The sequence below is a fragment of the Arcanobacterium hippocoleae genome (assembly GCF_031456295.1).
Taxonomy (GTDB): Bacteria; Actinomycetota; Actinomycetes; order Actinomycetales; family Actinomycetaceae; genus Arcanobacterium_A; species Arcanobacterium_A hippocoleae.
Map to the genome: position 1 here is coordinate 800,180 of NZ_JAVDUJ010000001.1, position 13,447 is coordinate 813,626.

Here is a 13,447-nt window from a genome sequence, read left to right on the forward strand (position 1 = left end):
GACTGTGCATCCCACAATATGACTGCATTGTGGGAGAAAGCACCTCCGCGGAAACTTTTCGCTACGATGTAAAATATCGTATCCGATAATCGGCTAATTGGCTTTCACCGTTGATATTTTGAGCATCGCCGAAGCGTGAATCAGTGCACGCCAGGCTTTCCAAGAGAAGGTAAGCTTTTGGCGAGCAAAGATCAGATCAGCAGGCTGGCGCTCCTTTTTAAGAACCGCGCTGAATGCAGTAAGTACGAAAGTGGTCACCGGTCTTGCATCCGAAAATCGGCAACGAAATCAGATTCGGAATCAGAGTCAGAAAAGGAGCTCGATCAGTGAAAATAGGCTTACTCGGATTTGGCACGGTCGGCGAAGGCGTCTATCAACTCGCGCAAACACATCCTGAGCTGGAAATCGTCACAGTTTTCCGCCGAAAAGACGGAGAAATTCCGGGGTGTACCGTCACTCATGATTTTTCACAGATCCTCAACGATCCCGAAATCGATACCGTCGTTGAGGTGATTGGCGGAATCGAGCATGCCAGCGAATACGTGCTGGCAGCCTTGCGCGCTGGAAAGAATGTAGTGACGGCAAACAAAGCGCTCCTTGCAGCCAAATACGATGAATTGCTTGCCGCTGCAAAAACGAGCGGTGCAAAGTTTCGTGCCTCAGCGGCAGTAGGCGGCTCGATCGGTTGGCTCGCAAATTTAGAGCGTGCAAAACGAATCCAAGAAATCGATCATATTCACGGAATCTTCAACGGCACATGCAATTATATGCTCGACTTAATGACGCGCCAACAACTCGACTACCAGCAAGTATTACGCCAGGCACAAGATCTCGGCTATGCTGAAGCGGATCCGTCTGCAGATGTAGATGGCCTCGACACAGCTGCAAAACTCACTATTTCAGCAAATATCGCTTTCGGAATTTCGCTCCATCACGAATCTGTGCCGGTGAGCGGAATCAGCCAAATCAACTCTGCGGACATCACTACTTTCACCGAACGCGGTTACGTCTGCAAGCTTCTGGGTACCGCAGATAAGTTTGCCGACCGCATTGAAGCATACGTGCAGCCAACCCTGGTGCGCAGCTCAGATGCGACAGCAGCAGTGCATACGAATTACAATCTTGCCGAATTTTCCGGAAGCGCCACCGGCACACAAAGTTTTGGCGGTCAAGGTGCCGGACGCTACCCAACCGCCTATAACGTACTCCAAGATTTATGCGATCTCCTCGCAGGCAAAAGTTTTCATACCGATACTGTGCCACAATCTGAAGTAACAGCCGAAAACTCCACACAGTTGCACTACTACCTACGTGGAGATTCCACCGATTTAGCAGATTGGCCGGCAGCTGAAATCAGCGCGCATTGGGATCAGGGGATCCTCACCACTGCGCAGCCCGTGGCAAAAATGCACCAATGGCTGAAAGCGCACCGCGAAGTTTTCGCCGCCGCACTCCCCCGCGATTTCCAAGTTCACGAAATGAAATGAGAGCACTATGAAAGTCTTAAAATTCGGCGGCAGCTCAATGGCTGATGCAGCGCAATACCGCAAAGTTAAAGAAATCGTTGCTGCAGATCCAGGACGCCAGGTAGTCGTAGTATCCGCCCCCGGTAAACGTTTCCCTGATGATCATAAAATCACTGATTTACTTTATCTCTGTAATGCACATATCAAATATGGAGTAGACTGCACTCCAGTTTTTCAAATCATCCAAGATCGTTTTCTCGGGATCCGTGATGAACTTGGGCTTGAAGTCGAGCTCGAAGCAGAATTTGCACAATTCAAAACAGATCTCGAAGCGAAAAAGCTTTCAGAAGATGAGATCGTCTCGCGCGGCGAATATTTCTCCGCAAAACTGCTGGCCGCATATCTTGGATTCGCATTTCTTGACGCCACCAAATGGGTGCGATTCAAATTTGACGGAAATGTGAATCAGCAGGCAACCTATGAAGCATTGCAGGATAAAATCCAGCTTCCGGGTATTGTAATCCCAGGTTTTTATGGCACTATGCCAGACGGTCGGATCAAAACCTTTTCCCGTGGCGGATCTGATATCACCGGCGCACTGGCAGCAGCAGCTTTCAGTGCGGACGTTTACGAAAACTGGACTGACGTCTCCGGAATCCTCATGGCAGATCCGCGCATTATCGATGATCCGCGAACGATCCCATTCATCACATATGCGGAACTACGTCAATTAAGTTTCTTTGGCGCGCAGGTACTGCATGAGCACACTATTTTCCCGGTACGGGAAAAAGGGATTCCAATCAATATCCGCAATACGAACAATCCACAGCATCCGGGGACGATGATCCAAGACGATTTCGATCTACGCGAAAATCAGCTCTTCCTTACCGGCATCACCGGAAAGCAAGATTTCACAATCGTCTCGCTGGAGAAAAATGGGATGAGTAATGAGGTTGGCACATGCCGCAAAATTCTTTCCGTTTTTGAAGATTACAATGTACCTGTTGAATACATCACTAATGGCATCGATTCAGTTTCATTTGCAATTCCTTCAGAAGCGATTGCGAAAAACCTGTACGCCGTGATGAATGAGATTCGCAAAGCAGTTTCCCCTGATGCACTCAACGTTCATGAACGTATTGCCGTCATCGGAATCGTCGGGCGCAATATGGCTTCCCGCCCAGGCACATCAGGGCAAATCTTTGCCGCCCTCGGAAAAGCCGGGATCAACATCCGCATGATCACTCAAGGCCCCGACGAAATGAACATCATTCTCGGTATTGATAATCGCGATTTCAAATCCACTATTTCTTTGCTATACGCCAGCTTCGTAAACTAACAGATCCGAACCATTACCACTGAAATAATTAAAACTAGGAGAATATGATGCAGCAATACACCGTTGCGATTCTTGGCGTCACCGGTGCTGTCGGCCAGGAAATGTTAAATATTTTGGATGAACGCAATTTCCCGGTCGGCACGCTGATCCCGCTTGCCAGTGCACGTTCTGCAGGAAAAACAGTAACCTTCCAAGGAAAGCAGGTCGCAATCCAAGAAGCTACCGAGAGCTCTTTTGACGGCGTAGATATTGTGCTGGGCGCTGCAGAAAATGATATCGCGCAGCATTTTGCACCAGCGATCGTACGTGCTGGAGCGGTTTTTGTGGATAATTCCTCAGCTTTCCGACTTGATCCGGATGTGCCGTTGATTGTGCCAGAAGTAAATGCACAAGATGTACTCACCCATAAAGGCATTATTGCTAATCCGAATTGCTCAACGATTATTGCCGTCACAGCCGTGAATGCGCTTAACTCCATCGCGAAAATCAAGACGATGACGGCGTCCACTTATCAAGCCGTCTCAGGGGCTGGAGCTGGCGGACCAATTGAACTAGCTGCCGAAATAAGCTCCATCGAAAAGGGGGAAGTCTATCCACCAGAAGTATTCACACATCAAATTGCCTACAATCTGATCCCGCAAATTGGTGGCGAACAATACGCAGGGTACACCTCAGAAGAAATGAAGATGCAAAATGAGGGCCGTAAAATCATGCACCTGCCTGAGCTGAAAGTTTCATGCACTTGCGTGCGCGTGCCGGTAGTCCGGAGTCATTCAATTTCGATCACTTGCACTTTCGACAGCCCGGTATCAGTAGCAGCAGCGCAAGCAGCAATTGCAAATGCGCCCGGCTGTAAACTCGTAGACGATCTTGCGCATCATGAATATCCGATGCCGCTTGATACTTCCGGGCAAGATACCGTCTATGTCGGCAGGATTCGCCCTGATCTGACAAATGAAAATGGTTTATGCCTGTGGTGTTGTGGCGATCAGGTACGCAAAGGTGCAGCTACAAACGCCGTACAAATTGCAGAGCTCGTAATTGCTTGAGAAAAGCAGCGCAGAATGAGATTTCTTTCTATCTGACAGTTTTGATTCGGATCTGCTGCAGACGCGGGAAAAGTTTCTGTACAACTATAAAATCCAGAAAATATCATGGTGACCAGTTGCAAGATTTCACAACTGGTCACCATGATTTTCAAAACACTACCACTACTTAGATTTGAACTAGCTTCCCAAGCGGTGTTGGATTCCCAAAACGATGGTTCGTAAAGGATACGGCTTGTTCGTGAACGAATGGAAGTAAATCAACTCGGGCATTCAGTGTCACTTCCCCATACCAAATCGCCACGTCAGCTGCATATTCATGCGGAATCGCTGCAGCCAGCTTGCCATAGTCTCCACCAATGAGCCGGATCCGCCCGTCATACCCGGCATCACGCGCCCAGCGAGCCATTGCGCGATTAAATTCTTCATCCGTTTCAAGCTTCACCCTCACACCACATTCGTGCAGATATGCAAGCACATCATCTTCCAAATCTGTACGAGCAGAGATACTTACCTGTGAACCAAGTTCAAGTGCGCCTGCGGTCAAAGCTACCAGCTGCCAGGAATCTTCCCCATCAGCCAAACGCACCAGCACTGGCAGCGGTTGATAACGCAATACATTGCGTTCGACTACGAGCCCGGAAGGATCATGCCCAACTGCAAATTCTTGCGTGATCGCCTGCTCCGCTGAAGAGAGGAAATCGGTCAAGAAGCGCCCATTTTCCAGATTTCCCGAAATCTTTCCAGCTGCGATGAGCTGCTTTCTAGTGAGCGGAATCGGGAGCGTTGGAATATTTTCATTCCGTTCAAAGGATCCAAGACCGTAGAGATATGAAGGCCCGCCCGCCTTCGTCCCAGCACCCACTGCTGAACGCTTCCAGCCACCAAATGGCTGACGACGCACGATCGCACCAGTAATCCCCCGGTTGATATACGCATTACCTGCAGCTACATGTGTAAGCCAGTAGTTGATCTCCGCAGCATCGAGCGAATGGATTCCCGCTGTCAGCCCAAACTCTGTCGCATTTTGCAGTTCTACGGCTTCTTCAAGTGTTTCTGCCGTCATCACACCAAGTATCGGACCAAAGTATTCTGTGAGATGGTATGCACTACCCGGCTTTACACCAACGCGCACGCCCGGACTCCACAGCTTCCCCGATTCGTCAAGCTGACGCGGCTTGAGCGCCCAGTTTTCACCTTCTTCGAGCTCGGTCAGCCCACGCAAAAGCTTGCCTTTTGCCGACTCTACCAATGGCCCCATTTGCGTCTCTAAATCCCACGGATAGCCTACGTGTAGCGATTTCACGCCGTCAAGTAACTGATTCCGGAAACGTTTCGACTTTGCCACTGACCCGACAAGAATTACCGTCGAACAAGCAGAGCACTTCTGCCCAGCATGACCAAAGGCTGAATTGATCACATCCTTTGCAGCCAAATCAAGATCCGCATGTGGCGTGACGATAATCGAATCCTTGCCAGAAGTTTCAGCCAGCACGCCGAGTTCCGGACGCCAACTCTTAAAGAGTTTCGCCGTCTCGATCGAACCAGTGAGAATCACACGATCAACCTTTGGATGACGAATCAACTCCTCCCCAAGCGAACGCTCATCTAAAGCGATAAGCCGCAAAACTTCACGAGGCACACCAGCATCCCACATTAGCTTCGCCAAATATGCGCCGGTACGCGCCGAAAGTGACGCTGGCTTAAAAATCACTGACGCACCCGAAGCGAGTGCAGCAAGCACACCGCCTGCCGGAATTGCCATTGGGAAATTCCACGGCGGAGTAACAGCAATCACCCGAGATGGCTTGTATACTGCTCCGTCCAATTGCGCAAGCGCCTTGGCCTGTTCAGCATAGTAATGCGCAAAATCGCATGCTTCAGAGACTTCCACATCACCTTGATCAATTGTCTTTCCAGCCTCAGATCCAGCTACTTCAATCAGCTCACCGCGATGTTTTGCCAGTTCAATCCCCACCTGGTGGATGATTTGTGCCCGCTCTGCCGCTGGTCGCGCAGCCCATTGCGTGGCAGCTGCAGCCGCGCTGTCGATAATTTCAGCCAGTTTCGCTTTCGTCTCCACATGCGCTGCAGTGATCTCAGCTAGCCCCAGCTGTGATCCTTGCATCCGGCCAGCAATTTCCCGCGCCCATTGCAGATTCGCTGGTAGTGACGGATCCGAATCCGGCGTATTTTGAAATTCCCAATCACCAAATTCGTTTGTGACGATCTCCTTGATTTCTGCTTCGGTTTCAGTTTGCCGGTTTTGTTTTCGATTTGGCCCAGTTTCATCATCAAAAGCATGCGCACATGCTGCAAGGAACCGATTTTCTTCACGCTGCAATAGCGCTTCACTTTCCGAAATCTCGAAAATTGACGACATGAAATTCGCCGGCAATGCATTTTCTTCAAGGCGCCGCACCAAATATGCGATCGCCACATCATATTCTTCTGGATTCACTACCGGAACATAAAAGAGCAAGTGCCCCGTATCCTGCTTTACCGCCTGCGCTTGCGGAGCAGCCATACCGGCAAGCATTTCAAATTCAATTTGGTTTGAGCCATCAAACAATCCGCGTTCTTGCGCCAATTCATAGGCAAATCCGGCAGTAAATAGATTCATCCCAGCCACACCGATATTTACATTACGCAGATGCTCTGGGCGAAGTGCATATTCGAGTACGCGAACATAGTTTGCATCGGTATGCTCCTTGGAAGGTTCGGTCACGAGCTCCCAGCCGTGCGTTACCGCCTGCACACGTTCCATCGAAAGATTCGCACCTTTGACTACGCGCACCTTGATCGGCGCACCACCGTCCGCAACACGCTCTGCTGCCCATGCTTGTAGGTGTTCCATCGCTGGCAACGCATCTGGCAAATATGCCTGCAATACGATTCCGGCACGCAAATGTTTAAATTCGGGGCGTTCCAAAATCCGCTTAAACACATCTATCGTCATGTGTAAATCGTGATATTCTTCCATATCCAGGTTGATGAATTTCTTTGGAGAATACGAATTCGCCCGGGAATATAGCGGCAAAAGCGCTGCTACTGCGTTATCCACTGCTTCTTCGTAAGCCCACGGATTATGCGGGCCAATCACTGCCGAAACTTTCATCGATACATAATCAACATCATCGCGCTCAAGGAGTCCAATCGTATCAGCCATCCGCTTGGCTGCTTCTTTGTTCCCAAGCACGGCTTCACCCAGGAGGTTCATATTCAACCGTGCGCCTTGTGCTTTCAACCGCGCAATTGACTTAGTTAAACCTTTTCCTTTCGCATCAAGTACCAAATCGCCCACGAGCTGTTGGAATACTTTCTCCGCCATTGGCACTACTGCCTTCGGCATTAGCGGAGCTACTTTTCCGCCCACTTTCAATGGCACTTGTAAATATTGCGGTAAGAATGATGGGCCTTGCCCCGCGAGCTTCGCAATCTTATCCGCACTCACAGCTTTATCTTCCGGACGAATCACTCCGTCCACAAATTCGACCGTAAAATCCAAACCGCTTGGATCTTTCAGTGTCTTTGCCAAGAGTTCAGCTGCACGATCATTTGGATACTTTTTTGATTCTGCAAGCCAATACTTGGCACGCTTCACTGCACGTTTTGCGATCGCATCAAAATTTTCTGGTTTTCCACCCATTAAAATCTACCCTCCATTAGGTAATTATTCGGTTTAAGCAATACATTCTGGAAAATCATGCACTGCTTCTTGGCAAGTTTGCTAAATTTTCCGTGCTTCCTGGCTACTGTGCTTTGCTGCCAATCTTCCCGTGTTGATCATTTGCGCTCCTGAGCTATCCGATCATAAAACTGCGCGATCCCTCACTCCCCGCGATTTTGGGTCGATCTGAGCTTCACTCTACGCCTTTTAGATTTCCTTTTCGTGATAAAGATTCCCATCCGCCCCAAATACTGGCGCCGCCAACTTTGCTGCTGGCTTAAATTCAGCTTCAATCCCGGCAGAATCAGCAGTAGATAAGCGCACAGCTGCAGCAAATTCGGCACTGATTTCCGCATTCTCACAGTAAGTAAGCTGCGAAATTATCCATGCCACGAGCAGCCCAATGATGAATGCCGGCAAAATTTCATAAAGACCAAACCATTTGAAGGTACCCCATACGCCAACTACCGCAGCCCCAGAAACCATTCCAGCAAGCGCACCTTGCCAGGTCAACTTACGATAGTAGAGTGCCAGCAATACGATCGGACCAAATGCTGCACCAAATCCAGCCCATGCAAATGCCACGAGATTCAAAATCGAGTCGGTTTTGAACCATGCAAAGATTGCTGCTAATACCGATACGAGCAATACCGCAATTCGCCCGATCACAATCGAGTTTGCCGCATCGCGCCGCCGCTCACCTTTCGCATTGAGGATATCTTCTACGACGGCTGATGATGTGACGAGCAGCTGCGAGGAAATCGTAGACATGATCGCCGCGAGAATTGCCGCAAGCATAAATCCTGCCACTAATGCCGGGAAAAGTGTTTGCCCAGTCACAATAAAGACGGATTCATGCTGCCCCGCACCAATTTTGATCACGCCAACATGATTTAAGGCGATCCCTACGATTGCCGTACCACCAGCACCGATCACCGATAAAGCCATCCAGCCGATGCCGATCCGGCGAGCTTGTTTTGCTTCTTTTGGTGAGCGCAACGCCATATATCGCACAATAATATGCGGCTGCCCGAAATATCCTAGCCCCCATGCTAAAGAGGAGATCACACCGATTGCAGTGGCATTGCCGAATGGAGCAAGAAAATCTGGATTCACTGCGCTCACTCCTGCGGAAAGCGCATCAAAACCACCGAGTGCAATCACACCCGCAATCGGCACCGCAAGCAGGGCAACCAGCATCATCATTCCTTGCACCATATCCGTCCACGATACTGCCAGGAATCCACCCACAAGCGTGTAAAGCACTACCACTGCTGCCACGATTACCATCCCCAGGTGATAGTCCATCCCAAAGGCAGATTCAAAGAATGTTCCTCCGGCAACCATCCCCGAAGAAACATAGAAGGTAAAAAAGATGAAGATGATAATGCCCGCCACCACACGCACAGAACGCGTTTGGTCACGTAACCGATTCCCCAGGAATGACGGTACAGTAATTGAATTACCAGCTACCTGAGTATATGACCGCAGACGGGGAGCCACTACTTTCCAAGAGGTCCATGCGCCTATCGTCAGCCCTACCGCGATCCATCCTTCGACGATCCCATTGAGGTACAGCGCACCGGGAAGTCCCATCAGTAACCAGCCTGACATATCTGAAGCACCTGCTGAGAGAGCAGCTACGCCAGGGCCAAGATCGCGTCCGCCGAGCATGTAGTCATCGAGATTTTTCGTCCGCGTATATGCCCAGATACCAATAATAATCATGGCGACGAAATAGATGATCATCGCAATTGCCTGACCTGTTATTTGACTCATCTAGGTTCCCTTCTCTGCTTGTATTCGGGTAACTTATTGCTTCCATTCATGCTCATCACAGCTTCCCGGAACAGCTTCACTGAGCTTACCCCAAACCTGCAATAAGGATTATTCGTGCCTATTTCCAACACGTTATCCGATGTTCACTGGGTCACACAAGAGTTTTCCACGAATATCTCAATATTAAGACATTTCACGTAAAGATTTCATAGTTTTCTCAATTTTCAAAAACAAACCTATTATTCACTATATTTCCAAACAATCGTAGAAAAATGTGAAGATGCTCAATAGCTCTTCCACCAAAGAATCAGTATCATGAGATGGAAACTATCGCCAGCAATACCTAGCGCAGAGACTTTGCGTATTTACGCTTGCCAACTCGCAGCTGATCAAGGTTTAGCTGATCATTCGCCAGGAACAGGAAAGAAGCAAAGAAGTACAGTGTTGAAACACCACGATTCGTCATCGAAAACCGAAACTGACACACAGCAAAAGCCGCTCACCGCTTCTGGCACTGCAGCTACTCCCACCCAAAACACTCCAGATAAACCCACAAATTCCGCAAACTCTTCCCCGAAAAATGCCAAAAACGCTTTCTTTCAGCCAGGAAATGCAGCGATTTGGATTCAAGTGCTACTAATTGCAATCCAAGCGATCGCGAGCGCTATCGCGCTATATTCGATTGGCGAAATAATTAGCTTAGTCTTCTTTAGTGACGGGAAAATCTTACTGCAAACATGGATCACAGCAGGCGCAATGTGGATCGCAGTAGCTGCTGTGGGATCCTTCCTCTTGGGAATCGCACAGCGCAGCAGTATGCACAGCGAGTCATTACGGATGCGGCAAGGTTTATTGCACCAGGCTTTCCGACTCGGACCAGCGCGTTTCAACGGCGCAGAAACCGGATCGATCCTTTCCACATTGACTGATTCTGTAGAACGGGTTACCGCATATCGCCAAGGATATATCGGTCAACTATTTGGCGCTGTTCTCACTCCATTTTTAACTCTTGCAGTGATTGCATTTTTCATCGACTGGCTGAGCGCCGTGATCCTTTTTCTTTGCATCCCCCTCGTACCATTAGCAATTGGCGGCTTTCAACAGCTTTTCCGGCAAGATTCAAATACTTCGCGGCAAATGCGTGAGCAGCTTGCTGGGCAATTTTTAGAAGCGATCCAAGGGCTGCCCACTTTGGTTGGCATCAATGCTGCCAAAACTACCGGCGAAAAATTGGCCAATACCGGCGAAGCAAATCGTGTCGCGTTAATGCGCCTACTTGCCCGAAATCAACTGCTGCTTTTTGTGATGGAAGCTGTATTTTCACTGTTCCTGGTCACGCTGGCAATAGTGCTCGCCTATCTTCGGTTCCAGGCTGGCGCATTGAGCATCGGTGGAAGTTTTGCACTGATCCTGCTCACTACCCAACTCACCACTCCGATCAATGAGGTCGGCGGATTTTTCTATATTGGGCTCGGCGGACGCGCCGGAATGCGCGCAATTCGCGATTTCATGCAGCGTGAAAGTAACTGGCAAAAGCAGCATTGCCAGCTTGCAGCAAACCCGGGCGAACTTGCAGAAAATTTCATTTCTTTAGATGGCATAAATTTCAGCTACGACGGCAAAACTAAGGTACTTCGCAACCTAGATCTCCAAGTTCCAGCTGGCACTACCACAGTACTGCTTGGCAAATCAGGTGGCGGAAAATCGACTTTGCTTTCAATCATTGGTGGAGATTTGGTGCCCGCAGAAGGAGATATACGCATCGGCGGGGTCGAACTTTGCGCCGATACACAAGACGAGATCCGTGCAAAAAGCGCTGTGGTACGCCAACAAACCTGGCTTTTTTCCGGTACGTTAGCAGAAAATCTGCGCTTGGCGAAGCCCAATGCTAGCGATGCCGAACTTTACGATGCGCTTGCGAAAGTTTCTCTTGCAGCATGGGCCCGCTCACTACCACAGCAATTAGATACTGATTTAGGCGAGCGCGGAGCAAGAGTTTCCGGCGGGCAAGCACAGCGAATTTCAATTGCTCGCGCAATCCTTTCCAACCGCGAATTACTCATTTTTGACGAGCCGACTTCACAAGTCGATCTTGCATCTGAAGCAATAATTGAACAGGTGCTTATGCAACTTGCCGCAGAAAAAACTGTCATCCTAGCGACGCATCGACTCGCCTTAGCGAATTTGGGCACGCAGTATTTAGTACAAAATGAAAGTGCTACCGCAATTTCCAGCGGTCCGCACACACAGTTATCTACTCCCGCAACGGCAGATAAAGCTGCATCGGTAACTCAGGCAGAGGAAAACTAATGATTAAACGCATTTCCCGAATTAGCAAATGGCTGATTTCCGTCACTAAATCTGTGCTCAAACCACTCCTGCTTTCTACGCTTTTCCGGCATCTCTACTTCTTCGCACATCTACTTACCCTTTTCCTTGGCGGATGGATGCTTGGCTCATTATTCGCTGACGCGAATGGAAAGTGGATTTTCCCGTTGCCGCTCTGGGGTGGGATATTAGTGCTGATTACGCTCACACTTTTCAAGGCTTTTTGTAATTATCTTGAACACTTTCTGGGGCATCTCGTGGCTTTCAAAGCACTGGAAATTCTGCGTGTTGAGTTTTACCGTTCAATGCTCCCAATTGCCACCCAGAATATGCATCAATCAGGCGATTTACTTTTACGCGCAACAAAAGATATTGATCGGATTGAAGTGTTTTATGCGCACACCTTCGCGCCAGCCGTCACCGCTATTACCGTTCCGGTAATTACCTTGTGTGTTACCGGCCCATTCGTTGGCTGGGCTCCGAGCATGATTGCCGCTTGCGGGCTGCTGCTGAGTATTTTCCTGGTTCCGGCACTCGGGATAAAACGCTCTTTTGCCAGCGCACAAGCAGCCAGCACCGTCCGTGCTGAGATTGCACAACATGTAACAGATTCAATTCAAGGCATGGCTGAAGTAACAGGATACGGTCACACTCAAGAACGTTTAACACAATTGCGCGATCTTGATCTTCGCTTGGGCAAAAAACAAAATCCACGCGGTAATTGGACCGCAATCCGGAATTGCAGCGCCGTCCTGATTTCACTCATGACGACACTCGGCGTGGCAGCCACCGGGGTTCAGCTACAAGTTCCGCTGGTACATTTAGGGATTTTCACAGTGCTTGTATGGAGTCTTTTTGGCGTGACGGCAGGTGTGCGTGATTTTGCCGCGGATTTAGATAATTCTTTGGCAGCTGCTGAACGCGTCTACGATATCGCACAGACATCAGCTCAGGTTGAATTTTCCAAAAATCCAGTAGCGCTTCCAGCCGGTGCTTTAGCAATTAAATTCAACAATGTGAGTTACTATTACCCGAATCATGGTGCAGGTACGCGCCCAGCATTAGATCAGGTCAGTTTTGATATCCCTGCGGGAAGTCATACGTGTTTGATCGGCGCATCTGGCTGCGGAAAATCCACAATTTTGAAATTGGTTGCAAGGCACTTTGATCCAAGCCATGGTGCAATACAATTTTCCAAAGTACCTTTAACCGATATTTCTCAGAAAGAATTACGCCGTGTACTTTTAGTAGAGCAGACGGCCACGCTCTTTAATATGAGCGTCGCAGAAAATCTGCGTTTGGCAGTGCCAGAAGCGGATGACGAAGATTTGCTGAACGTTTTAGAACTAGTAGAACTACGCGATGAGCTTGCACCGCGCGGCGGATTAGATTTGCAGGTAGGTGCAAGCGCAAATCTGCTCTCCGGCGGTCAGCGGCAACGCCTGGCATTAGCAAGAGCAATTTTGCTTCATCCAGATGTACTTTTACTCGATGAATACACATCACATCTTGACCCCACCCAGGCGGATCGGGTGCGAGATCGGCTCCGCCGCACATTGCCGGGGTTGACGATTCTAGAATCAACTCATTCCCCAGCAAGTCTCACTCAAACAGATCAGGTGATCGTACTTGATAACGGGCAGATCCAGGCGATTGGAACTCTCCAGCAAATCCGCGGATCGGCTGTGATTGCCCGACTAATGGCACGTGAGGCGGATGCGCACGCAATACACAAAGAGCGCATCCACGATGAAAGTGCACACAGTGAAAAATAATAATATGTTTATCTAAAGTGTCACGTGATTTACTCCTAACTGTT

The 13,447-nt window shown here is 49.2% G+C and carries 7 protein-coding genes; 5 read left to right on the plus strand and 2 right to left on the minus strand.

Annotation, left to right across the window (positions count from 1 at the left end; genetic code table 11):
* The first annotated feature begins 326 nt into the window (after nt 1-326).
* Genes J2S36_RS03415 through J2S36_RS03425 form a run of 3 tightly spaced genes read left to right on the plus strand, consistent with a single transcriptional unit; the run spans nt 327 to nt 3,854 of the window.
* Nucleotides 327-1,487 carry a homoserine dehydrogenase gene (locus J2S36_RS03415; RefSeq protein ID WP_309955581.1) on the plus strand — a complete coding sequence of 387 codons (1,161 nt, stop codon included), beginning with the start codon at nt 327-329 and terminating at the stop codon, nt 1,485-1,487.
* Nucleotides 1,488-1,494: 7 nt separating this feature from the next.
* Nucleotides 1,495-2,805: an aspartate kinase gene (locus J2S36_RS03420; protein WP_309955584.1), complete on the plus strand. Its 1,311-nt coding sequence runs from the start codon at nt 1,495-1,497 to the stop codon at nt 2,803-2,805.
* A gap of 44 nt (nt 2,806-2,849) precedes the next feature.
* The gene (locus tag J2S36_RS03425; protein ID WP_309955587.1) at nt 2,850-3,854 is read left to right on the plus strand and encodes an aspartate-semialdehyde dehydrogenase; all 1,005 of its coding nucleotides are present in this window, start codon (nt 2,850-2,852) and stop codon (nt 3,852-3,854) included.
* Between the two features lie 166 nt (nt 3,855-4,020).
* Here J2S36_RS03425 and J2S36_RS03430 read toward each other — a convergent pair whose 3' ends face one another.
* Together J2S36_RS03430 and putP are read right to left on the minus strand one after the other, a co-directional pair.
* Nucleotides 4,021-7,500, minus strand: a complete 3,480-nt coding sequence (locus tag J2S36_RS03430; protein ID WP_309955589.1) for a bifunctional proline dehydrogenase/L-glutamate gamma-semialdehyde dehydrogenase — start codon at nt 7,498-7,500, stop codon at nt 4,021-4,023.
* A 228-nt stretch (nt 7,501-7,728) separates the two neighbouring features.
* Nucleotides 7,729-9,300 carry a sodium/proline symporter PutP gene (gene putP, locus J2S36_RS03435; RefSeq protein ID WP_309955593.1) on the minus strand — a complete coding sequence of 524 codons (1,572 nt, stop codon included), beginning with the start codon at nt 9,298-9,300 and terminating at the stop codon, nt 7,729-7,731.
* Nucleotides 9,301-9,615: 315 nt separating this feature from the next.
* Between putP and J2S36_RS03440 the strand changes: the two genes are divergently transcribed.
* Both J2S36_RS03440 and J2S36_RS03445 read left to right on the plus strand, forming a co-directional pair.
* Nucleotides 9,616-11,610 carry an ABC transporter ATP-binding protein/permease gene (locus J2S36_RS03440; RefSeq protein WP_309955596.1) on the plus strand — a complete coding sequence of 665 codons (1,995 nt, stop codon included), beginning with the start codon at nt 9,616-9,618 and terminating at the stop codon, nt 11,608-11,610.
* Nucleotides 11,610-13,403 (plus strand): amino acid ABC transporter ATP-binding/permease protein, encoded by a 1,794-nt coding sequence (locus J2S36_RS03445; protein WP_309955599.1) that lies wholly within the window; start codon nt 11,610-11,612, stop codon nt 13,401-13,403. Before J2S36_RS03440 ends, J2S36_RS03445 begins: the two co-directional genes overlap by 1 nt.
* Nucleotides 13,404-13,447 lie beyond the last annotated feature (44 nt).

Coding starts and splice junctions, on each gene's coding strand:
- J2S36_RS03420 (WP_309955584.1), top strand. CDS start 1,495: ATGAAAGTCTTAAAATTCGGCGGCAGCTCAATGGCTGATGCAGCGCAA.
- J2S36_RS03425 (WP_309955587.1), top strand. CDS start 2,850: ATGATGCAGCAATACACCGTTGCGATTCTTGGCGTCACCGGTGCTGTC.
- J2S36_RS03430 (WP_309955589.1), bottom strand. CDS start 7,500: ATGGGTGGAAAACCAGAAAATTTTGATGCGATCGCAAAACGTGCAGTG.
- putP (WP_309955593.1), bottom strand. CDS start 9,300: ATGAGTCAAATAACAGGTCAGGCAATTGCGATGATCATCTATTTCGTC.
- J2S36_RS03440 (WP_309955596.1), top strand. CDS start 9,616: ATGAGATGGAAACTATCGCCAGCAATACCTAGCGCAGAGACTTTGCGT.
- J2S36_RS03445 (WP_309955599.1), top strand. CDS start 11,610: ATGATTAAACGCATTTCCCGAATTAGCAAATGGCTGATTTCCGTCACT.